Origin of the sequence: Micromonospora sp. NPDC047134, assembly GCF_040643455.1 — a bacterium.
Classification (GTDB): Bacteria; Actinomycetota; Actinomycetes; order Mycobacteriales; family Micromonosporaceae; genus Micromonospora.
Genome location: NZ_JBEYUI010000019.1, coordinates 22,811 through 43,922, shown reverse-complemented (window position 1 = coordinate 43,922; position 21,112 = coordinate 22,811). Strand labels below are relative to the sequence as shown.

Below are 21,112 nucleotides of genomic sequence, written 5' to 3'. Positions count from 1 at the left end.
AAACGGTGACCACCTCCGGACCAGCCCGCACGACGAAGGCACCGCCGGTCGGGTCGACCGGCGGTGCCTTCGGGGATCTTCCGCAGCCCGCGTACGCGGCGCGGCTACTTCTTGCCGGCGGCCTTGCCGTCGCCGGAGTCGGAGGACAGGGCGGCGATGAAGGCCTCCTGGGGGACCTCCACCCGGCCCACCATCTTCATCCGCTTCTTGCCTTCCTTCTGCTTCTCCAGCAGCTTGCGCTTCCGGCTGATGTCACCGCCGTAGCACTTGGCCAGCACGTCCTTGCGGATCGCCCGGATGGTCTCCCGGGCGATGACCCGGCTGCCGATGGCGGCCTGGATCGGCACCTCGAACTGCTGGCGCGGGATCAGGTTGCGCAGCTTGGCGGCGATCGTGGTGCCGTAGGCGTACGCCTTGTCCTTGTGCACGATGGCGCTGAAGGCGTCCACCGGCTCGCCGTGCAGCAGGATGTCGACCTTCACCAGGTCGGACGCCTGCTCGTCGGTGGGCTCGTAGTCCAGCGAGGCGTAGCCCTTGGTGCGGCTCTTGAGCTGGTCGAAGAAGTCGAAGATGATCTCCGCCAGCGGCAGGGTGTAGCGCAGCTCCACCCGGTCGGCGGAGAGGTACTCCATGCCGAGCAGGCTGCCTCGACGGCTCTGGCACAGTTCCATCACCGCGCCGACGTAGTCGTTCGGGGTCAGCACGCTGGCCCGCACGGTCGGCTCGTACACCTCGGCGATCTTGCCGGTGGGGTACTCGCTCGGGTTGGTGACGATGATCTCCGCGCCGTCCTCCTGGATGGCCCGGTAGACCACGTTGGGGGCGGTGGAGATCAGATCCAGGTTGAACTCCCGCTCCAGCCGCTCCCCGATGATCTCCAGGTGCAGCAGGCCGAGGAAGCCGCAGCGGAACCCGAAGCCCAGCGCACCGGAGGTCTCCGGCTCGTAGGTCAGTGCGGCGTCGTTGAGCTTGAGCTTGTCCAGGGCGTCCCGCAGGGCCGGGTAGTCCGACCCGTCGATCGGGTACAGACCCGAGTAGACCATCGGCTTGGGGTCCTTGTAGCCGCCGAGCGGCTCGGCCGCCGGGCGCCCGTTGATGGTGACCGTGTCACCCACCCGGGACTGCCGGACGTCCTTCACCCCGGTGATCAGGTAGCCGACCTCCCCGACACCCAGGGCGTCGGACTTCACCATCTCCGGCGAGATGACCCCGATCTCCAGCAGCTCGTGGACCGCGCCGGTGGACATCATCTTGATCCGGTCCCGGGCGCTGATCCGCCCGTCGATCACCCGGACGTAGGTGACCACCCCCCGGTAGACGTCGTACACCGAGTCGAAGATCATCGCCCGGGCGGGGGCCTCGGCGTCACCGACCGGCGGGACGAACTGCCGGACGATCTCGTCGAGCAGGTACGGCACCCCCTCGCCGGTCTTGCCGGAGACCTTGATGCAGTCCGCCGGGTCCCCGCCGATCAGGTGGGCCAGTTCCTCGGCGTACTTCTCCGGCTGGGCGGCCGGCAGGTCGATCTTGTTGAGCACCGGGATGATGCGCAGGTCGTTCTCAAGTGCCAGATACAGGTTGGCCAGGGTCTGGGCCTCGATGCCCTGGGCGGCGTCGACCAGCAGGATCGCGCCCTCGCAGGCGGCCAGGGAGCGGGACACCTCGTAGGTGAAGTCCACGTGCCCCGGGGTATCGATCATGTTGAGCACGGCCTGCTCGCCGGCCCGCTCACCATCGCGGATGGTCCACGGCATGCGTACGGCCTGGCTCTTGATGGTGATGCCGCGCTCGCGCTCGATGTCCATCCGGTCGAGGTATTGCGCACGCATCTGCCGAGGGTCGACCACACCGGTGAGCTGCAACATCCGGTCGGCCAGGGTCGACTTCCCATGGTCGATGTGGGCGATGATGCAGAAGTTCCTGATCCGCCCCGGGTCGGTGGCACCAGGAGCGTTCGCGCCGGTATCGAGCGTCGGTGGCACAGCGGTCCGTTCTGGTCGGCTGACGTGAGCAGGCCGGCTCATGCCGGCCCCCTCTATGCTCCCACGTCCCCGCCGAGCATCGGCCGGGCGTCCGTCACTCCTGAGGTGGCTCGACGAAGAGGGCCGCCAGCCTGGGCAACCGGCGCCGGGCCTCGTCGGCGTCGTCGAAGTCCCAGAAGTCGTTGAGGTCCGGCACCGGCGGCGACTCCCGATCGGTGGGCAGATCGGTAGCGGTCGCCTTGCGGTACGCGTCCCACGGCACCGCCAGCATGTCCTCGCACTCGAACTCCTCGCCGCTGAGGGCGGCCGACCGCACCCGGGGCAACTCGGCCAGGGAGTCCGGGTCGGCCACCGCGCGGGCGAAGACCTCCCTGCCCTGGGTCATCAGCCAGCCCCGGAAGTACTCGAACCCGTCGTCGGAGGCACCCCCGTTGATCAGGTACGCGGCACCCCACAGGTCCACCCGGTAGGAAGCGCTCAGCACCCGTCGCTGATGGTGGGCGTACCCGACGATCTCCTCGGGGTCGCGGGCGGCGAGCAGCGCGACCGCCCGGGCGGCGACGGCGCTCGGCTCTCCCCCGCCGGACCGAGCCCTGTCGATCAACTGCCAGAAGTCGTCGGTCCTCATGGCCTGGCAGTCTGACAGACGCCCCCGGCGGTCACCGCACCTTGCCGGGCGGTCGGGTCCCCCCAGGTCGCCGCCACCGGGCAGCATGGTCGGGTGAGCAACCCGCCCGTGCCGTACCACGCCACCGCCCAGCGGCCCGGCTGGGCGGCCCTGCCGGCGGCGGTCCGGGCCGCCGTGTCGGCCCGCCTCGGCGCCCCGGTGGTCGAGGCCCGGGTAGCCACCGCCGGCTTCACCCGGGGTTTCGCCGCGGTGCTGCGCACCGCCGAGGGTGACAGCGCCTTCGTGAAGGCCGCGGCCCGCGCCGAGCAGCCTCACCTGGTCGACTGGTACGCCCGGGAGGCCGCCATCCTCGCCCGGCTACCCGCCGGACTGCCCGTGCCGGGACTGCGCTGGACCCTGTGGGAGGCCGGCTGGTACGCGCTGTGCCTGGACCCGGTCGAGGGGCACACCCCCCGGCTGCCGTGGGACCCGGCGGAGCTGGACGCCACCCTGACCGGCTACGTCGACATCGCCGCCGCCCTGGCCGACCCCCCGACCGAACTCGCCGGTCTCGGGCTGCCCCACCTGGCCGACCTGGCCCGGGAGGACATCCTCTGGTGGGGCGAGGTGGCCGCCGGCCGGGAACCGACTCCGCCGCTACCGGCATCGGCGGTCGGCCGGCTGACCGAACTGGTCGCGCTGGAGTCGAAACTGCCCGGGTACGCCGCCGAAGCGACCGGCCTGACCCACGGTGACCTGCGGGTGGACAACGTCCTGATCGGCGCCGACCGAACGGCCTGGTTCTGCGACTGGACCTGGCTGTGTCACGGACCGGCCTGGTTCGACCTGGTCGGCCTGCTGATCACCGGGTACGCCAGCGGACTGGAGGTGGACGCCCGGTTCGCCACCCACCCGGCCGCCGCCGACGCGCCTGCGGACGCGCTGGACGTGACCCTGGCCGCCCTGGCCGGCTACCACCTGACCGCCGCCGCCGCTGCCCCACCGACCGCCTCGGCCCAACTCCCCGCCCACCAGCGGTGGACCGGCGAGCAGGCCCTGGCCTGGCTGGCCCGCCGCCAGGGATGGAGCTGACCGGGTCTCCGGTCGAGGGCGACCAGGGCCGTGGAGGGCTGCCGCAGGTGGGCCCGGGGTGGCACCCGGTCTCGCGGCGAGCCAGGTATGGTGGGCCCGGGCCGCGCCCCGGCGTGGGTCGGGTGCCGTTTTGGCCCGTCCGAACTGACCTGGTAACCTGGCTCTTCGCGCAGCGATGACGCATGCTCGTCGCGCGCACAAGCTGACCAACCCGAGCTATCAAGACGAGGCTGTCGCGTGGCGAACATCAAGTCCCAGATCAAGCGCAACCGGCAGAACGAGAAGCGCCGGCTGCGTAACAAGTCGGTCAAGTCGTCGCTGAAGACCGCCATCCGCAAGTTCCACGAGGCTGCTGAGGCCGGTGACGCCGAGAAGGCCACCGCGCTGATGCAGGACGCCTCCCGGAAGCTGGACAAGGCGGCCAGCAAGGGCGTCATCCACGCCAACCAGGCGGCGAACCGCAAGTCGGCGATCGCCAAGCGCGTGGCGTCGCTCGCCTCCTGAGCGGACGACCGCAGACCTGACGTAAGCCCCGGGGCCGGGTGCCCCGGGGCTTACGCTCGTGCTCCAGCGGTGACCACGGCCCCGGTGGCTTTTCGATCCGGCTCGGCTCGGCGGCTACTCACTGTCTCGGCTCGGCCGCTGCTTACGGCGCTGGCTGGCCGCTACCACGGCCTCGGCCGGGCGGCTGTTTACGGTCTCGGTTTGTCGGTGCCGGCGGTGCGGTCGATCGGCTCGACACTGTCCGCAGGCTCCACCCGGAGCACCACCCCGGGCACGCTGTGCGGCAGCCAGTCGACCTGGGCCCGCCCGACTACCGGTTCCATCTGCCGCCGGAACCGGTCGCGTTCCTGCTCGGGTACGGCTGCCGCCGAGCGGATCACCGCCGCGGCCACCAGGTCGTTGAGCTTGACCATGACAGCCACCGCCGCGGGGAGCACCACGACCGCCCACCAGGTGACCAACTCGGCCAGGACCAGCAGGGTCGCCAGGGCGATCGCCCCTTCGAAGAAGACGAAGCAGAGCACCCCACCCGGGTTGACGACCCGCAGCCCGAGCGCCCGGGCGTAGAGCGGCCGGTAACGCTGCTGGTCGGCCGAGATCGTGGCCCAGGAACCACGCAGGGCTCCGCTCATCTGGCGCCGCCCCGCGCGGCGGCTACCGAGAAGACGGCCCGCTCCAGCGCGTACGCCCGATCGTCCGACCCGCCCTTGACCGCCGCGTTGCACTCGGCCGCCGCCTGCATCGCCTGGACCAACCCCTCCGGCGTCCAGCCACGCGCCTGCCGCTGGGCCCGCTCGACCTTCCACGGCGGCATGCCCAGGCTGCTGGCCAACTGGTACGGGCTGCCCCGCCCTGCGGAGGCGACCCGGGCGACCGTACGGATGCCGTCGGCGAGAGCGTCGGCGATCGGCACCGGGTCCACCCCGACGTGCAGGGCCCAGCGCAGGGCCTCCAGCGCCCCCGGCACGTCACCGACCATGGTGGCGTCAGCCACGGTGAAGCCGCTCACCTCCACCCGGCCCCGGTAGTAGCGGGACACGGTATCGGCGCTGATCCGACCGTCGGTGTCGGCGATCAGCTGGGCACAGGCCGCAGCCAGCTCCCGCAGATCGTTGCCGACCGCGGCGATCAACGCCTCGGCGGCGTCGTCTGCGCACCGGCCGCCGGCCCGCCGGAACTCGTCCCGGACGAAGGCCACCCGGTCCCGGTGCCCCTTGAGTTTGGCGGCGGGCATGATCTGGGCACCGGCTGCCTTCAGCCCGTCGGCGAAGGCCTTGCCCTTGGCCGCGCCGAGATGCTGCACGATGAGCTGCACATCCGGGTCGGGATTCTTCGCGTACGCCAGCAGGGCCGCGACCAGGTCCTTGCGGGCGTCCTGACCGGACCGCAGCACCAGCACCCGGCGGCCCCCGAACAGCGACGGGCTGAGCATCTCGTCGATCTCGCCGACGGTGAGCTGCCCGGCCTGGTACTCGCGGACGTCCACCTCCGGATCGACGGCCCGGGCGGTGGCGACCGTTTGGGCCACCGCACGCGTGGCGAGCAGCTCCTCGTCACCGAGGACGAGCACAATAGGAGCGGCACTGGCGGCGGTCACGCCGCCCATATTCGCACGCTCGCCAGCCCGGTCCAGTCGGGTCGGCCGTACGGTGCGAGCAGACCCCGCACAAAGCGCAAATCCCGACATACCCCCAATTCTCCGCTTATCCCCATAAGCTAGGGTCAATTTCTGCCTTTTATCGCGACCGGCGGTGAATCCGGCTCACGGTCTGGACCTACTCAGGTCTACCCCGCCGGGTACCACGGCCAGCCCGGCCCCATCGCGCACCACGGCCACATCCCCCTCCAGGTCGGTACGCAACACCCGCGCCCCGCCCCGGGCCAGCCTGGCCAGCACCGCGTCGTTCGGATGCCCGTAGGTGTTGCCCGCCCCCACCGGCACCAGGGCCACCCTCGCGGCGATGGCGTCCAGAAAACCCGGATCCTGGTACGCGCTGCCGTGGTGGGCGACCTTCAGCACATCGGCCCGCAGCCGGTGGGCCGGCAACTGCTCCCGCACGGCCTGCTGCTCCTCCGTCTCGGCATCACCGGTGAGCATGATCCGCACCCCGGCCACCGTGGCGAACAGCATCAGGGAGTTGTTGTTCGGGTCCGACCGGGTCCCGCGCATCGGGTAGGGGGGTCCCACCACGACAAGGTCCACGGCACCGGCCTGATACCGCCACCCAGCCGCAACGGGCACCACCGGGGTGCCACGACCCTCGGCGGCATCGTGGATCTGCTGTCGTCCGGTGGCCGGCTCCGGCCACTGCGGAGTCGACACCAGGTCTACCTGCCGCCCCCGGAAGACCCCCGCCACACCCCCGGTGTGGTCGACATGAAAGTGGCTGACCACCAGCAGCGGAACCCGGCGCACATCGAGCCGGCGCAGGCAGGCGTCCGCCGCCTGCGGGTCCGGGCCGGCGTCGACCACGACCGCCCGTCCGGGGGCCACCGGCAACACCACCGTGTCGCCCTGCCCGACGGCGCAGACCGCGATCACCCAGCCCTTCGGCGGCCAGCCCGGCGCGATCACCCGCACCGGCACGGCACCGAGCACCACCGCGACCGTGCCCACCGCCACCAGGCGACGCACCACCGGCCGCCGGACGGCGACCAACAGGGCCACGGTCAGCCCGGCCAGCAGCAGGGCCCCGGTCACCCCACCCGGCCAGGGCAGGTTGCCCATCGGCAGGCGGGCGCCGTACCGGGCGACCAGCACCAGCCACCACGCCGGCCAGTGCGCCAACCACGCGGCCACCTCGGCACCGAAGGGCCAGATCGGCGACACCGTCGCGGACAGCACCCCGAGCACGGTCGCCGGGGCGATGGCCGGCACGACGAGCAGGTTCGCCGGCACCGCGACCAGACTGATAGTGCCCGACAGCCCGGCGATCACCGGTGAACAGGCCAACTGCGCCGCAGCCGGCACCGCCAGCGCCTCGGCCGCCCCCGGTGGTACCCCCCGCCGCCGCAACCCGTCGCGCCACCGGGGCGCGAGCAGCAGCAGACCACCGGTGGCCAGCACCGACAGCGCGAAGCCGGCGTCGCCGGCCAGATCGGGGTCGACAAGCACCAGCACCGCGACGGCGGCGGCCAGGGCCGGCACGGCCGCTCGGGGACGGCCGGCGGCCAAGGCGGCGAGCCCGATCGCCCCCATGGTGGCCGCCCGGACCACACTCGGCGAGGGACGGACCAGGATGACGAAGCCCACCAGCGCCACCCCGCAGAGGACGGCCGCCAGACCCGGCCCGGCCCGCGCCCACCGGGCCAGCAGCAGCACCGCCCCCACGACGATCGCGACATTGGACCCGGACACCGCGTTGAGGTGGGTCATTCCGGTGGCCCGGAAGTCCTCCTCGACCTCCTCGGGCAGCCGGCTGGTGTCCCCCACCACCAGCCCGGGCAGCAGGCCACCCGGCTCGTCCGGCAACGGTGCACACGCCTGTTGCAGGCCGGCCCGGAGCCGACCGGCCGCCCGTTGCAGGGCTGAGGGTCCCCCTAACCGGTCAGGTGGGCCCGAGGCCAGCAGCACGGCGCCGGTCAGGTCACCGCCGCGCGGTGCGGTCAACTTTCCCGCTGCGGTGAGACGTTGACCGGGCAGCAGGTGCCGCCAGGCCGGGTCGTCGGCGAGGACCAGCACCCGGGCGGGTACGGTGACCCGCTGCTCCGCCGGGCCGGTGACGCTCACCAACTTGGTCCGTACCAGCAGGGTGGGTGGGCGGCCGACGATGCCACCGCGTACCGGCCGTGGGTCGTCCCGGACGACCAGTTCGGCGGTGACCTGGGCCCGGTCCTCGACGAGGGCGCGGAGCGGCTCGGTGTCGCGTACGGCCAGCCGGGCCGAGGTGGCGGCGCCGCCGCAGACCACCCCGATCAGCACGGCCACCACGATCCAGCCGTAGCGCCGGGCCACCGTGCCGGGGCGACCGGCGAACCCGAGCAGGTGCAGGGCCGCCAGCCCGGCCAGGCCGGCAGCGACGACCGCCGGCAGCAGGGCCCGCCGGGCGTCGAGATGCAGTCCGGCCAGGGCGGTCAGCCAGGCCGCCACGGCCAGCCCGGCCAGCCGCAGGTCAGGCGGTTGCCCGCCGCTCGGGTCGACGATCGCCCCGAAGGGACCGGTGCTCCCGGGCACCGGTGAGGGCGGCCCGGAGGTGGAGAGCCGGTCCGTCCTCACACCGTCACCAGGTCTTTGAGTTCCTCGTACCGCGCGTCGCCGATGCCGTTGACCTGGCGCAGGTCGCTGACGGACCGGAAGCCGCCGTGCTGGTCGCGGTGCTCGATGATGCGTCGGGCCAGCACCGGCCCGACCCCGGGCAGGGTCTCCAACTGGGCCTGGCTAGCGGTGTTCAGGTTGACCCGCCCGCCCGCGCCCGGACCGCCACCGGCTGCCGGGCCGGCGCCCGCCGCCGGGGTGGGAGCCGCCACCCCGACCACGATCAACTCCCCGTCGGTGACCTTGCGGGCCGGGTTGAGCATGGCGACGTCCACCCCGGGCAACGCGCCACCGGCCGCCTCGACGGCATCGGCGACCCGCGCACCGGCCGGCAGGCGCACCAGCCCCGGACGACGGACCTTGCCCGCCACCGCCACGACCACCTCGCCGGTCGCCCCCTCGGCCGACCCGTCCTCCGGAATGTCCGAGGGGTCCGGCGCGGGCGCAGCGGTCACGGCAACGACCGGCTCGACCTGTGGTCGGGAGCGCCAGGTCCAGCCGGCCGCCCCGAGCACCACCAGCACCGCGACGACGGCCAACGCCCGAACCCCCCGCCGACCCGGATCGAAGGCACCCGGCCCGGGCAGCCGGGACACCGGTGCGACTTCGGCCGCATCGTGCCCTGGCCCGGACTGCCAGACCGACGAACCTCCCCCGACTCCCCTGCCGCCCGCCTGCCCTGACGTATCGATTGACACCGAGTCCGCCGACGACCCGGGATCGACCAGCGGCACCGACCCAGCCAGCGGTACACCATCGGCCAACGGCACCGGCCCCACCAGCGGCACGGCCTCGGCCAGCGGCATCGGTTCAGCCAGCGGCTCCGGGTCGGTCGGTTCGGGGTCGACCCAGGCGGGCCGAGCCGACCGGACCCGTCTGGCCGTGACCGGTCCGGAGGCGGCCGGCCCGGAGGCGGTCGGTGTGTGTGGCTGCTGGCCGGTGGGCGCCGGAACAGGCAGTGGCACCGTCGGCCACTCCAACGGGGTGGTCGCAACCGTGGCGGCCTGCGGTACCGAATCGAGGCCGGATGTCCAGGGTCTGACTGAGGCACCGAAGCGCGGGTCGGTCGCCGATTCCCCCGGCACCGCTGTCGGTGGTAGGTCGGCACCACGCTCGGCCGCACCGGGCATCAGTCGCCACAGGCGCGCCCGTACCGCCGTCTCCTCGTCGTTGGACACCGCGCGAGGTTAGGACGACCGGGCCGGGTCAGGCCGGCCCTGACCGTCCCCACTGTGGACAACCGGCCTCCTGTGGACAACGCCCTGATCATGCCCACGATGTGCTATCGGCGGTACTACTGCCCCAGGTCGGGTCCGTGCCGCCGTACCCGGCCGAGGCGGTGCCGCTGGTCAGGGCGGGCCCGCGACATTCGGTCGGGGCGGTGCCGCTACCTCAGGCCCGAGGCGATGCTGCGACATCCGGTCGTCGATGCACGGTGAGCACCCCGTCCAGGGTCCCGACTAGCAACTGCCCGGCAGAGCCCGCCGGACCGGGGACCGCCCGGCCAGGAGCCGCCCGACCGGGGAGCGCCGGTGCAGGAGGGCGGAAGCTCAGGTGGTCGGTCGTCGGTGGATCACGACGCAGGCCAGACCGGGGCCGACATGGGCGGCGACGGCCGCACCGGCCTCGGTCAGGTACGTGTCGTGCAGCTGGTCACCCAGTCGGGCGGTCAGCGCCTCCAGCAGGAGTTCGGCGCGTTGCGGGGCGGCGAGATGGTGCACGGCGAGATCCACCGCGGTGTCGTCGGCCGCCTCGACGGCCAGATCGACGAGTCGGGCCGCCCCTCGGCTGGCGGTACGCACCTTGTCCTTGAGCACGATGCCGCCGTCGGAGACGTGCAGGATCGGCTTGACCGACAGGGCCGTACCGAGCAGCGCCTCAGCCGCGTTGATCCGACCGCCCCGGCGCAGCAGTTCCAGGGTGTCGACATAGAAGAAGGTGCTGGTGCGACCGGCCGCCTCGACGGCTGCGGCGCGTACCCCCGCCAGGTCCGCGCCTTGGGCGGCGGCCCGGGAGGCGGCGAGGGTCGGGAAGCCGAGCCCCATGCCGCAGGAGCGGCTGTCCACCACGGCCACCCGGCCGCCGAACTGCGCCGCCGCCAACTCGGCGGCCTCGACCGTGCCGGAGAGCCCAGCCGACAGGTGCACCGAGACGACCCCCTGCGCGCCGGCCTCCAGCAGGCTGCCGTAGGTCTGGACGAACTGTTCGGGCGACGGTCGGGAGGTGCTCACCGAGACCCGCCGGGCGCTCAGGGCCCGGGTGGCGTCGACCGGGAAGACCTCCACTCCCTCCAGTCCTTCGACACCGTTGAGCACCACGGTCAGCGGCACGACGGTCAACCGGTGCGCCGGCACCAGTTCGGGCGGAAGGTAGGTGGTGGAGTCGGTCACGACCGCGACGGGCATGTCCGGCACGGTAGCGGATCGGGCTGGTCGGCCGTCCAACCGGTTCAGGGCCGGGACGGCGGCGCCACCTCGTCAGACCGGCTCGGCCGACCCCAGCGCGGCGGTCACCTTGATCGGGCCGACGTTGTAGGACCGCAGGCGCCAACCCCGGTCGTCCTCACGGCGCAGGTCGGTCCAGTGGCAGTTGCGCAGCGGACCGATGGTGCGCAGCACCGTGTGGTCCCAGCCCAACAGCTGCCCGCAGCCCTGCCGCGCCGCCCCGCCGTGGGTGGCGACGACGATGGTGCCCCCGGGCATCTCGTCCGCGATCTCGTGCAGGGCGGTACCGATCCGTTTGCCCAGCTCGTCCAGGGGTTCGACAGCCGCGCCGGGATCCGGGTCCCCGGCCCGCCAGCGGGCGTACTCCTCGGGGAACCGTTCGGCGACCTCGGTGAGCAGCAGCCCCTGCCACTGGCCGAAGTAGCGTTCCCGCAGCCGGGCGTCGGAGCGCACCGGCAGGCCGGTGAGCGCGGCCAGCGCGGCGGCGGTGTCCGCGGCCCGGCTCAGGTCACTGGTGACGATGGCGTCCGGGTTCAGCGCGGCCAGCAGCGGGGCGGCCTCGCGTGCCTGCTCCCGGCCCAGGTCGTTGAGGGGTACCTCGGTCTGCCCCTGGACCCTGCTGGCGGCGTTCCAGTCGGTGTTGCCGTGCCGCCAGATGATCAGCCGAGTCACTCGCCCGATCCGGCGCCGGCCTCGGCCCGAGCCAGGTCCCGGTCGACGAACGGGATGGTCGGGCAGTCCTTCCAGAGCCGGTCCAGGGCGTAGAACTCGCGCTCCTCGGTGTGCTGGATGTGCACCACGATGTCGACGTAGTCGAGCAGCACCCAGCGTCCGCCGCGCTCGCCCTCGCGCCGCACCGGCTTCGCCTTCTCCGGCAGGTCGAGCAGGGCTTCCTCGATGGCGTCGACGATGGCCAGCACCTGCCGCTCGTTCGACGCGGCGGCGAGCACGAACGCGTCCGTGATGGCGAGCTGGTCGCCCACGTCGATGATGACGATGTCCTGAGCCTTCTTGTCGGCCGCGGCCTGGGCGGCGGTGATCGCCAACTCATAAGCGCGCTCGGAAACTGTCACCGTTCTCCTTCGATCAACCGTGCGATACCCAAGCCTCTCACACGACCCGCCGGTGCGACCTGTCGGTTTCGCCCCGGAAACAGCATCATCCGCCCCATAAGGGGACTGATCACCCCTGATAGAGACGCCGTTTGGCGATGTACTGCACCACACCGTCCGGCACCAGATACCAGACCGGCTCACCGCGGGCCACCCGGGCCCGGCAGTCGGTGGAGGATATCGCCATCGCCGGCACCTGCACCAGGCTGACCGTGTCGGCCGGCAGGTGGGCGTCGGACAACGCGAAACCCGGTCGGGTGACCCCGATGAAGTGCGCGAGTTCGAAGATCTCGTCCAGGTTCTTCCAGCTCAGGATGCGCTCCAGGGCGTCCGCGCCGGTGATGAAGAACAGTTGGGCCTTGGGTCCGTACAGGGCGTGCAGATCCCGCAGGGTGTCGACCGTGTAGGTGGGCCCCCCTCGGTCGATGTCCACCCGGCTGACCTGGAAGCGCGGGTTGGAGGCGGTGGCCACCACGGTCATCAGGTAACGATCCTCGGCCGGACTGACCGGAAGATCCTCCTTCTGCCACGGCTGACCGGTCGGCACGAAGACCACTTCGTCGAGCCCGAACCGGTCCGCGACCTCACTGGCCGCCACCAGGTGCCCGTGATGGATCGGGTCGAAGGTGCCGCCCATGATCCCGATCCGCCGGTTGTCTTGCGTCACCCCATGATCGTAGTCCGAATCCGGTCTCATCTTCGGCCCGGCCTGACGGACAGCGCTCGACCCACCACGGGGGTCAGGCATTCGTGGCGGCCAGCGCCGTCCGCGCCACCAGAGCCCGCCGCAGGTCGTCGTCGGCGTCGATGAGCACCCGGCGCAGCCCGGGGGTCAGGTCGTCGCGGGCCAGCAGCGCCGCGGCCGCCTCCCGGGTGGTCTGCGCCACGGCGTACCGGGGGAAGGCCAGGTGGGCCACCTCCTCGGCCACCCAGGGGGTACGCAGCCGGGCGGCGGTCGGCATGTCGGCGAAATAGCGCGGTACGTAGTCCGCGGTCAACTCCCCCTGCTCAGGCTGCCAGAAGCCGGCTGCGGTCGCCTCGACCAGCCGGTTGGACAGCTCCGTGTTCGCCACGATGATCTCCCAGGCGGCCCGCTTGGCGGCCGGATCGGCCACGGCGGCGCGGCACCGGGCGGCGCGTTCCGCACCGGCGGCGCTCGGGTCGGCCGCCGCCTCCGCCTCGATCTCGGCCCCGCCCGCCGTCCCCAGGGCCACCAGCCGACCGAGGATCGCCCAACGCAACTCGGTGTCGACCGCCAGGCCCTGCGGCACCTCCCGACCGCCCAGCCAGCCGGTCAGCAGGGCGGCGTCGGAGGTCGCGGCGATCAGACCCCGGGCCGCCGCCAACTGCGCGGAACTCCCGGCGGCGGCGCCGTCGAGCATCTGGCGGCAGGTCTTGTCGATCACCGCCAGGGCGGTCTGCCGCATGGACGGATCGAGGTAGCGGTCGACGAGGGAACGGCTCATGGCCAGCACATCCTCGGCGATGATCACCTCGGTCTCGGTGGGCAACACCGCCCCGATCAGCTCCACCACCGCCATGACCGGCCGTTCGCCGTCGATGGCCGCGCCCAGCGCCTCGCCCCACAGCAGGGCGCGGGGCAGGGGGTCGGCCAACCGGGGCAACAGCAGGGTCACCGCCTCGACGGAGGCGGGATCCAGACGGATCTTGGCGAAGGTCAGGTCACCGTCGTTGGGCAGCAGGACGGCCGAGGCCGGCTCACCGGTCAACCCGGCCAGCACGGTGCGGCCACCATCGGTCCGCGGATCCAGGTCGACCTCGATCCGGTCGGCGCCGCCGTCGACGGCGTACCGGCCCACCCCGATGCGGTGCGGGCGCAGCACCGGATGGGTCGCCGGGGCGGTCTGGGTGACGGCCACCTCCCGGTAGCGGCCCTCGGGGTCCAGGGCCACCTCGACCCGCAAGGTGTTGACCTGGGCGGTACGCAGCCACACCTGGGCCCAACCGGCCAGGTCCCGCCCGCTCGCCGAGCCGAGACTGGCGAGCAGATCGGTCAGGGTGGCGTTGCCGAACCGGTGCCGGGAGAAGTAGTCGTTCAGCCCGGTCAGGAAGGCCTCGTCGCCGAGCCAGGCCACCAGTTGCCGCAGCACGCTGGCACCCTTGGCGTATGAGATGCCGTCGAAGTTGAGCAAGGCCTCGGCGGCGTCGGGCACCTGCTCGGGCGCCACCGGGTGAGTGGAGGGGCGCTGGTCGGCGGCGTACCCGCCGGCCTTACGGCGCAGCGCGAAGGTCGTCCAGGCCTGGTCGAACCGGGTCGCCTCGGCGGTGACCCGGGTGCCGAGGTATTCCGCGAACGACTCGTTGAGCCACAGGTCCTCCCACCACCGCATGGTGACCAGGTCACCGAACCACATGTGGGCCATCTCGTGGGCGATGGTGGTGGCCCGCGACTCGCGCTGAGTGTCCGTGACCGCCGACCGGAAGATGTAGTCGTCGCGGAAGGTGACCAGCCCCGGATTCTCCATCGCCCCGGCGTTGAACTCCGGCACGAAGGCCTGGTCGTACTTGCCGAAGGGGTAGCGCTCGGCGAACAGCTGGTGGAAGCGGTCCAGGCACTGCTTCGTGATGGTGAAGATCTCCTCGGCGTCGGCATCCAGGTGCTCGGCCAGGGAACGCCGGCAGTAGATGCCGAGGGGAACACCCTCATGCGCGTCCCGGCGGAGGTGCCAGGGCCCGGCGATCAGGGTGAACAGGTAGGTCGAGATCGGCAGGGTGGGGGCGAACTCCCACCGCCCCGGAGCCGTCCTGGCCGCCACCTCGGCGTTGGCCGCTACCGTCCAGTGCGGCGGTGCGGTGACCGACAGGGTCACCGGAGCCTTCAGGTCCGGCTGGTCGAAGGCGGCGAAGATGCGCTGTACCTCGTCCAGGAAGGACATCGCGTAGAGGTAGGTCTCACCGTCGGCGGGGTCGACGAAACGGTGCATCCCCTCCCCGGTGTTGGTGTACGCCATCTCCGCCTCGACGGTCAGGGTGTTCTCCTCGACCAGCCCGGTCAGGGGCAGCCGGTTGTCCGTCAGCGCGGCCGGGTCCAGGTCGACGCCGTTGAGGCGTACCGCCAGCAGGGTGGCGGGCTTGACCTCGACGAAGGTCTCCGTGCCGGTGGCAGTGAACCGGATGGTGACCAGCGACCGGAACCGTTCGTCGCCGGTGGTCAGGTTGAGGTCCACGTGGTACGACACGACGGCGATCGACGCGCCACGCGCGGTCGACTCTGCACGGCTCAGGCTCGGCATCCGCTTATCCTGCCGGATGGGGTCGCCAGCGGGCGTCCCCATTTACCCCCGACGCTGGAGGACTGGACCATGACAACGCACCCCAAGGGCGACTTCGACCTCTCCCGGGCGGTCTGGCAGCGGGCCGAAGGGGACAACTCCGAGGCCGCCGTGGAGGTCGCCTTCGTCGACGACCTGATCGGCATGCGCAACTCCGCCGAGCCGGACGGCCCGGTGCTGGTGTTCACCCAGGCCGAGTGGGACGCCTTCGTCGCGGGCGCCCAGGACGGTGAGTTCGACCTCGACTGATCGACCGTCGCCCCGGTCGGCGGGACCCACCCCGCCGTGCCGGACCGGGGCGAACCCTCAGCCGACATCGCCGTCACCCCAGCCCAGGCCACCGGGCCCCGGGGCGTGATGGAACCCCGGATGACCGGCGACATCGACACAGCGCTCACCATCGGGGCCGAGGGCCCCGCAGAACAGCCGCTCGGCTCGCCGCCAGTCACCGGCCGGGGACACCGCGGAGGCACCGAGGGCCACCTCGGGCCGCAGCACGCTGAGGGCCTCGGCGTATCCGACGGCCGTCTCCCGCGCGGCGGCCAGATCGGCGGCGGTGAAGCCGAGATGCGCGGTGTAGCAGCGATCCGGAACCAGCCGCCGGGCAGAGGTGATCAGTGGCGGGTCGCCACCCCCGCGCAGCGCCCCGGTCATCCACCGCCGCCAGGGTGCCGGCCTGTTGTCCTGCATACGTCCCTCCCCCGCGTGCCCGCCGGCTCATCCGCCGCACCCCGCACGCCGACTGCGCGGCCTTCGGGGCCGACGGCGGGCGCGGTGCGCGCCGCCCGGATGGGCGGCGTCGCCGACGCTTGACGCAGTCAACCAGGAACGCCGCCTCCCGGGAGGGGCCAGCTGGCCCACGCACCGCGCCCGCCGACCGGGCGGGTGTCAGGCCGGGTGCAACACCGTACGCAGACACCCCTCCTGCTTCTTCTCGAAGATCTCGTAGCCCCGCGCACCCTGCTCCAGCGACATCGGATGGGTGGCCAGGTAGGCGGGGTCGATCTCGCCGGCGGCCAGCCGCTCCAGCAGCATCGGGATGTACCGCTGCGCATGCATCTGCCCCATCCGCAGCACCAGGGCCTTGTTCATCGCCGCACCCAGCGGGAATTTGTCCACGAAGCCCGCGTAGACGCCGACGATGCTGACCGTGCCCCCCTTGCGCGCGGCCATGATGGCCTGTCGGACCGAGGTCGGCCGGTCGAACTGCGACCGGGTGGCCTGCTTGGCCCGGTCGTACGCGTACGCCGGGCCGACGTCGTGGGACTCCATGCCGACCGCCTCGATGCAGGCGTCCGGTCCCCGGCCGGCGGTCATCTCCCGCAGCGCCTCCAGCACGTCGGTCTCGGCGTAGTTGACCGTCTCCACCCCGAGCCGGTCGGCCGCGGTGGACAGCCGTTCCGGCAGCCGGTCCACCATGATGACCCGCTCGGCGCCGAGCAGTTGGGCGGCCCGGGCGGCCATCTGACCGACTCCCCCGGCACCCCACACCGCGACCACCTCACCGCCGGTCAGACCGCAGAAGTCCGCAGCCATCCAGCCGGTGGGCAGGGCGTCGGAGGCGAAGACCACAGAGTCGTCCGGTACGCCGTCGGGCACCTTGAAGGCGCCGATGTCACCGAAGGGCACCCGCACGTACTCGGCGTGGCTACCGGAGTAGCCACCGGCGGCGTGCGAGTAGCCGAGGATGCCGGCGGGCGAATGCCCCCACAGCTTCTCGGGGAACACCGGCTGGGGGTTGGAGTTGTCGCACAGCGAATACTGCTCGGTCCGGCAGTACCAGCAGCCGCCGCAGGCCACCACGGAGCCGACCACGACCCGATCCCCGACGGCGATCCGCCGTACGCCCGGTCCGGTCTCCACCACCTCGCCCATGAACTCGTGGCCGAGGATGTCCCCCTCCCGCATGGCCGGCAGGAACCCGTTGATCAGGTGCAGGTCGGAGCCGCAGACACTGCTCGCCCGTACCTTGACGATGATGTCCCCGTCCGCACGTACCGTCGGCTCCGGCACGTCGCGCACCTTCAGCTTGCCGACCCCCTCCCAGCACAGCGCCCTCATGCCCGGCCTCCCGCCGACAGCCGCTCGCGCATGGTGTCGGTGGCCCGCTCCTGCCGGGCGCTGCGCCCCGAGGGGTCGCGCCGGGTCTGGATGATCTCTCCGCACTCGATGAGCGATTTCACCCGACGCAGGGTGTCGCGCAGCCGCAGATCCGGCTCGTTGCCGCCGGCCAGGCCGAGGGCCCGACGCACCGGGCCGCCACGGTAGCGCAGCTCGGCCCGGATCTCGGTGCCCCGCCCCTGTGGGGCCGCCACCAGTTCCACGGTGCCCTGTTGGTCCGGGCCGTCGGTGACCCGCCAACTCAACCGGCCCGGACCGGTGACGGCGATCTCGGCCCGCCACTCGACGCCCGCGCCGGAGTCGTCGAAGGCCACACACCGCCAGTGCTCGTCGTCGATCCGCTCCAGGGTCGCCCACTCGGCCAGGGCCCGATCCAGCCGCTCCCGGTCGGTCCAGAAACCGATCACCGCCTCGATCGGCCGGTCGACCGTCACCCCGCGCCGCACCACGTACCAGCCGTCCTCCTTGACCGGCTGGTGCCGATGTCGCCGTCGCGCGACCGTCCGACCGACGGCAACTGCGGTCACGGTGGCCGCGCCGAGCAGCACCCACCTCGCGCTGTTGCTCCTCATCATGTCTCCTTCATCCGAGATGTCCGGGGTGAACCTCCCTCCCGAGCGCTACCCGAAGGGGGGTCGACCAAACGACATCCCGGACATGTGGGCCCCGAGCGGCCTGATTGGTCGTTTCGCTGCGCGAGCACGCCCGGGCCACGACAATTGGGGATCAACGGGCCAGCGAGATCGCCATGCGCGTGCGCACCTCGCGCCCCTCGGCCACGGGCGTATCCAGATCCACAGGGGTGACATCAATGGCGCACAAGGCAGGCCGGGGTCGGCCGGACCGCACCCGTGTCCAACTCGCCGCCCTGGTCGTGGCTGCCCTGTTCCTGGTCCTCGGGGTGGCCGGGTTCATCCCCGGCATCACCACCGGGTACGGCGACATGACCTTCGCCGGGCACCACTCCGGGGCGAAGCTGCTCGGCGTGTTCCAGGTGTCGATCCTGCACAACCTGCTGCACCTGGGCTTCGGCCTGATCGGACTGGTGGCGGCCCGCCGACTGGCCGGCGCACGGATCTTCCTCACCGTAGGTGGGGCGGTCTACCTGGCCCTGTGGCTGTACGGGTGGGCAATCGAGGACGACAGCGCGGCCAACTTCATTCCGGTCAACGGTGCCGACGACTTCCTGCACCTGGCGCTCGGCTTCGGCATGCTCGCCCTGGGCCTGCTGCTGTCCAACAACCGTGGTACCGGCGGTCGACTCGACAATCCCCTCGACCGCCCCTGACCGCCGGACGACCTGGCGCGCACCGTTTCGCCGAAACGGCGGAGTACACAGCGGTGGGAAACCGCCGTTTCGGCGAAACGGAGTTGATCAGCGGCGCAGGCCGGCGGCTGGTGGGACTACTCGGCGTCGTCCGGCTCGGGCAGGGCCTCGGGCTCCGGGGAAGCCTCCACCTCGTCGGCGGGGCGCTGCCGACGGGCCTTGCGGGCCGCCAACCGCTCGGCCGCGCTGGCCCTGGTCGTCTTCTCCTCCAGCCGCACGTCCCGGCCCCGGGCCCCGGGTACGAACTCCGCGCCCGCGTAGAGGGTCGGCTGCCAGTCGAACTCGCGCTCCCCGATGCGCACCAGGTCACCCGGCTGGGCACCCGCCTTGGCCAACTGGTCCTCGACCCCGAGCCGGGCCAGCCGGTCGGCGAGGAAGCCCACCGCCTCGTCGTTGTCGAAGTTCGTCTGACGCACCCACCGCTCGGGGCGGACCCCCCGCACGGTGTACGAGCCGTCCGGTTCCGCCTCGATGGTGAAGCCGGCGTCGTCGACCGCCTTCGGCCGGAGCACGACGCGGGTCGGTTCGGCCGGTGGTGTCGCCGCCCGGGCCTGCTGCACCAGCTCCGCCATCGCGTAGGTGAACTCCTTGAGCCCTTCCCGAGTGGCTGCGGAGATCTCGAAGACCCGCAGGCCCCGCGCCTGGAGGTCGGGCCGGACGATCTCGGCCAGGTCGCGCCCGTCGGGCACGTCGATCTTGTTCAGGGCGACCAGCCGGGGCCGGTCGGCCAGGCCTCCGTAGGCCGCCAGCTCCGCCTCGATGGTGTCGATGTCGGCGAGCGGGTCCCGACCGGGCTCCAGGGTGGCGGTGTCGATGACGTGCACCAGCACGGCGCAGCGCTCGATGTGCCGGAGGAACTCCAGGCCGAGGCCCTTGCCGGTGGCCGCCCCGGGGATCAGGCCGGGCACGTCGGCCACGGTGAAGGTGTGGTTGTCGACCCGGACCACCCCGAGGTTGGGCACCAGGGTGGTGAAGGGGTAGTCGGCGATCTTCGGCTTGGCCGCGGAGATCACCGAGATCAGCGACGACTTCCCGGCCGAGGGGAAACCCACCAGACCGACATCGGCGACGCTCTTGAGTTCCAGCACCACATCCAGCTGCTCACCCGGCTCGCCCAGTTCGGCGAAGCCGGGGGCCTTCCGGCGGGCGTTGGCCAGCGAGGCGTTGCCCCGGCCGCCACGACCGCCCCGGGCCACCTCGAAGGTGGTACCGGCACCGACCATGTCGGCGAGGACGGTGCCGTCGAGGGTCTGCACGACCGTCCCGTTGGGGACCGTGATCACCAGGTCCGCGCCGTTGGCGCCGTCCCGGTTGGAGCCGGCACCCCCGCGGCCGTTCTGCGCCTTGATGTGCGGGCGGAAGTGGAAGTCGAGCAGCGTGTGCACCTGCGGGTCGACCACCAGGGAGACGCTGCCGCCGTGCCCGCCGTTACCCCCGTCGGGGCCGCCGAACGGCTTGAACTTCTCCCGGTGGATCGAGACACAGCCGTGCCCGCCGTCGCCGGCCTGCAGGTGCAGGACGACCCGGTCAACGAACGTAGTCACGCCGCAATCCTTCCAGCGAGGAGCACCCCCGCGTCTGACGAAAAGGCGAAGCGGGCCGGGACATCCAGGTCCACGGCCCGCTCCTGCCGAACAACTGCTACTGCGGCACGATGCTGACGGTCTTGCGACCGCGCTTGCTGCCGAACTGGACCGCACCGGCGGACAGCGCGAAGAGCGTGTCGTCGCTGCCGCGGCCGACCAGGTCACCGGGGTGGAACTTGGTGCCACGCTGCCGGACGATGATCTCGCCCGCGCTGACGACCTGACCACCGAAGCGCTTCACGCCGAGCCGCTGGGCCGCGGAGTCCCGGCCGTTACGCGAGCTGGACGCACCCTTTTTGTGAGCCATCTTGAGACGACCTACTTCCCGCTGGAGATGCCGGTCACCTTGACCTGGGTCAGCGGCTGGCGGTGACCCTGGCGCTTGTGGTAGCCGGTCTTGTTCTTGAACTTGTGGATCCGGATCTTCGGGCCCTTGGTGTGTGCGGCGATCTCGCCGGACACCTCGACCTGCGCGAGCTTGGCCGCGTCGGTCACCAGGTCGTCACCGTCGACGAGGAGCACCGCGGCAAGCTTCACCGCGTCGCCGGGGGCACCGACGAGCTTCTCGACCTCGATCACGTCGCCTTCGGCGACCTTGTACTGCTTGCCGCCGGTCTTGACGATCGCGTACATCGGAGGCGCACTCCCTGTCGTTGAGGCTGCTAGCGTCTTTTCCCACCGTTGCCGGTCGGTCGTCCCCACGGCGGCTCGCCGGGTAGCAGAGGCACGGCGGCGCGGGCACGCGGGAACTCGGCACACAAGGGTGCGCCGCAGGCAAGCGTACGCCAT

At 72.0% G+C, this 21,112-nt stretch carries 20 protein-coding genes and 1 pseudogene; 4 read left to right on the top strand and 17 right to left on the bottom strand.

Going from position 1 to position 21,112, the window contains the following annotated elements:
- Positions 1–104: 104 nt before the first annotated feature.
- Together lepA and ABZ795_RS21555 are read right to left on the bottom strand one after the other, a co-directional pair.
- Positions 105–1,982, bottom strand: a complete 1,878-nt coding sequence (gene lepA / locus ABZ795_RS21560; RefSeq protein WP_357531667.1) for a translation elongation factor 4 — start codon at positions 1,980–1,982, stop codon at positions 105–107.
- A gap of 94 nt (positions 1,983–2,076) precedes the next feature.
- Positions 2,077–2,610, bottom strand: coding sequence for a DUF4240 domain-containing protein (locus ABZ795_RS21555; RefSeq protein WP_327024513.1), 534 nt, complete (start codon positions 2,608–2,610; stop codon positions 2,077–2,079).
- A 93-nt stretch (positions 2,611–2,703) separates the two neighbouring features.
- Between ABZ795_RS21555 and ABZ795_RS21550 the strand changes: the two genes are divergently transcribed.
- Both ABZ795_RS21550 and rpsT read left to right on the top strand, forming a co-directional pair.
- Positions 2,704–3,681: an aminoglycoside phosphotransferase family protein gene (locus ABZ795_RS21550; protein ID WP_357531621.1), complete on the top strand. Its 978-nt coding sequence runs from the start codon at positions 2,704–2,706 to the stop codon at positions 3,679–3,681.
- Between the two features lie 237 nt (positions 3,682–3,918).
- Positions 3,919–4,185 (top strand): 30S ribosomal protein S20, encoded by a 267-nt coding sequence (gene rpsT, locus ABZ795_RS21545; protein ID WP_102659200.1) that lies wholly within the window; start codon positions 3,919–3,921, stop codon positions 4,183–4,185.
- 188 nt (positions 4,186–4,373) lie between these two features.
- Here the strand turns inward: rpsT and ABZ795_RS21540 are convergent, their stop codons facing one another.
- From ABZ795_RS21540 to pepN, 9 genes and pseudogenes are all read right to left on the bottom strand, one after another.
- Positions 4,374–4,817, bottom strand: coding sequence for a hypothetical protein (locus ABZ795_RS21540; RefSeq protein WP_327024512.1), 444 nt, complete (start codon positions 4,815–4,817; stop codon positions 4,374–4,376).
- Positions 4,814–5,791 (bottom strand): DNA polymerase III subunit delta, encoded by a 978-nt coding sequence (gene holA / locus ABZ795_RS21535; RefSeq protein ID WP_357531620.1) that lies wholly within the window; start codon positions 5,789–5,791, stop codon positions 4,814–4,816. The genes ABZ795_RS21540 and holA overlap by 4 nt, the downstream gene beginning before the upstream one ends.
- A gap of 156 nt (positions 5,792–5,947) precedes the next feature.
- Complete coding sequence (locus ABZ795_RS21530) at positions 5,948–8,359, bottom strand: ComEC/Rec2 family competence protein (protein ID WP_357531666.1); 2,412 nt, start codon at positions 8,357–8,359, stop codon at positions 5,948–5,950.
- 38 nt (positions 8,360–8,397) lie between these two features.
- Positions 8,398–9,033: pseudogene (locus ABZ795_RS21525) on the bottom strand (ComEA family DNA-binding protein); the annotation flags it as partial.
- Positions 9,034–9,990: 957 nt separating this feature from the next.
- Entirely contained in the window at positions 9,991–10,845 is an 855-nt protein-coding gene (locus tag ABZ795_RS21520; RefSeq protein ID WP_357531619.1) for a DegV family protein, read from the bottom strand.
- Positions 10,846–10,917: 72 nt separating this feature from the next.
- Positions 10,918–11,556: a histidine phosphatase family protein gene (locus ABZ795_RS21515; protein ID WP_357531618.1), complete on the bottom strand. Its 639-nt coding sequence runs from the start codon at positions 11,554–11,556 to the stop codon at positions 10,918–10,920.
- Complete coding sequence (gene rsfS, locus ABZ795_RS21510; protein ID WP_357531617.1) at positions 11,553–11,957, bottom strand: ribosome silencing factor; 405 nt, start codon at positions 11,955–11,957, stop codon at positions 11,553–11,555. Before rsfS ends, ABZ795_RS21515 begins: the two co-directional genes overlap by 4 nt.
- 109 nt (positions 11,958–12,066) lie before the next feature.
- The gene (nadD, locus tag ABZ795_RS21505) at positions 12,067–12,663 is read right to left on the bottom strand and encodes a nicotinate-nucleotide adenylyltransferase (protein WP_327024507.1); all 597 of its coding nucleotides are present in this window, start codon (positions 12,661–12,663) and stop codon (positions 12,067–12,069) included.
- 73 nt (positions 12,664–12,736) lie between these two features.
- Positions 12,737–15,250: an aminopeptidase N gene (gene pepN, locus ABZ795_RS21500; protein WP_357531616.1), complete on the bottom strand. Its 2,514-nt coding sequence runs from the start codon at positions 15,248–15,250 to the stop codon at positions 12,737–12,739.
- A 69-nt stretch (positions 15,251–15,319) separates the two neighbouring features.
- Here pepN and ABZ795_RS21495 point away from each other — a divergent pair, with 69 nt between their 5' ends.
- Positions 15,320–15,538 (top strand): DUF397 domain-containing protein, encoded by a 219-nt coding sequence (locus ABZ795_RS21495; protein WP_357531615.1) that lies wholly within the window; start codon positions 15,320–15,322, stop codon positions 15,536–15,538.
- Positions 15,539–15,595: 57 nt separating this feature from the next.
- Here ABZ795_RS21495 and ABZ795_RS21490 read toward each other — a convergent pair whose 3' ends face one another.
- The 3 genes from ABZ795_RS21490 to ABZ795_RS21480 form a co-directional block, all read right to left on the bottom strand.
- Positions 15,596–15,979 carry a hypothetical protein gene (locus tag ABZ795_RS21490; protein WP_357531614.1) on the bottom strand — a complete coding sequence of 128 codons (384 nt, stop codon included), beginning with the start codon at positions 15,977–15,979 and terminating at the stop codon, positions 15,596–15,598.
- A gap of 198 nt (positions 15,980–16,177) precedes the next feature.
- Positions 16,178–17,350, bottom strand: a complete 1,173-nt coding sequence (locus ABZ795_RS21485) for a zinc-dependent alcohol dehydrogenase (protein ID WP_357531613.1) — start codon at positions 17,348–17,350, stop codon at positions 16,178–16,180.
- Entirely contained in the window at positions 17,347–17,982 is a 636-nt protein-coding gene (locus tag ABZ795_RS21480; RefSeq protein WP_357531612.1) for a cyclase, read from the bottom strand. Before ABZ795_RS21480 ends, ABZ795_RS21485 begins: the two co-directional genes overlap by 4 nt.
- Positions 17,983–18,221: 239 nt before the next feature.
- On the opposite strand from ABZ795_RS21480, the gene ABZ795_RS21475 reads away from it, so the two are divergent.
- Complete coding sequence (locus ABZ795_RS21475; protein WP_357531611.1) at positions 18,222–18,698, top strand: DUF4383 domain-containing protein; 477 nt, start codon at positions 18,222–18,224, stop codon at positions 18,696–18,698.
- A gap of 116 nt (positions 18,699–18,814) precedes the next feature.
- Here the strand turns inward: ABZ795_RS21475 and obgE are convergent, their stop codons facing one another.
- The 3 genes from obgE to rplU all read right to left on the bottom strand — a co-directional run bounded on the left by obgE (position 18,815) and on the right by rplU (position 20,956).
- A complete protein-coding gene (gene obgE / locus ABZ795_RS21470; protein WP_357531610.1) occupies positions 18,815–20,281 on the bottom strand; it encodes a GTPase ObgE in 1,467 nt (488 codons plus the stop codon).
- Between the two features lie 97 nt (positions 20,282–20,378).
- On the bottom strand, positions 20,379–20,630 hold the full coding sequence (rpmA, locus tag ABZ795_RS21465) for a 50S ribosomal protein L27 (protein WP_327024501.1): 252 nt from the start codon (positions 20,628–20,630) through the stop codon (positions 20,379–20,381).
- 11 nt (positions 20,631–20,641) lie between these two features.
- Complete coding sequence (gene rplU, locus ABZ795_RS21460) at positions 20,642–20,956, bottom strand: 50S ribosomal protein L21 (RefSeq protein ID WP_013735422.1); 315 nt, start codon at positions 20,954–20,956, stop codon at positions 20,642–20,644.
- Between the last annotated feature and the right edge of the window lie 156 nt (positions 20,957–21,112).

Excerpts from the sequence above, each read along its gene's own strand:
- ABZ795_RS21555 (WP_327024513.1), bottom strand. The coding sequence starts at position 2,610 with ATGAGGACCGACGACTTCTGGCAGTTGATCGACAGGGCTCGGTCCGGC.
- ABZ795_RS21540 (WP_327024512.1), bottom strand. The coding sequence starts at position 4,817 with ATGAGCGGAGCCCTGCGTGGTTCCTGGGCCACGATCTCGGCCGACCAG.
- holA (WP_357531620.1), bottom strand. The coding sequence starts at position 5,791 with ATGGGCGGCGTGACCGCCGCCAGTGCCGCTCCTATTGTGCTCGTCCTC.
- ABZ795_RS21520 (WP_357531619.1), bottom strand. The coding sequence starts at position 10,845 with ATGCCCGTCGCGGTCGTGACCGACTCCACCACCTACCTTCCGCCCGAA.
- pepN (WP_357531616.1), bottom strand. The coding sequence starts at position 15,250 with ATGCCGAGCCTGAGCCGTGCAGAGTCGACCGCGCGTGGCGCGTCGATC.
- ABZ795_RS21495 (WP_357531615.1), top strand. The coding sequence starts at position 15,320 with ATGACAACGCACCCCAAGGGCGACTTCGACCTCTCCCGGGCGGTCTGG.
- ABZ795_RS21490 (WP_357531614.1), bottom strand. The coding sequence starts at position 15,979 with ATGCAGGACAACAGGCCGGCACCCTGGCGGCGGTGGATGACCGGGGCG.
- ABZ795_RS21485 (WP_357531613.1), bottom strand. The coding sequence starts at position 17,350 with ATGAGGGCGCTGTGCTGGGAGGGGGTCGGCAAGCTGAAGGTGCGCGAC.
- ABZ795_RS21480 (WP_357531612.1), bottom strand. The coding sequence starts at position 17,982 with ATGAGGAGCAACAGCGCGAGGTGGGTGCTGCTCGGCGCGGCCACCGTG.
- ABZ795_RS21475 (WP_357531611.1), top strand. The coding sequence starts at position 18,222 with ATGGCGCACAAGGCAGGCCGGGGTCGGCCGGACCGCACCCGTGTCCAA.
- rpmA (WP_327024501.1), bottom strand. The coding sequence starts at position 20,630 with ATGGCTCACAAAAAGGGTGCGTCCAGCTCGCGTAACGGCCGGGACTCC.
- rplU (WP_013735422.1), bottom strand. The coding sequence starts at position 20,956 with ATGTACGCGATCGTCAAGACCGGCGGCAAGCAGTACAAGGTCGCCGAA.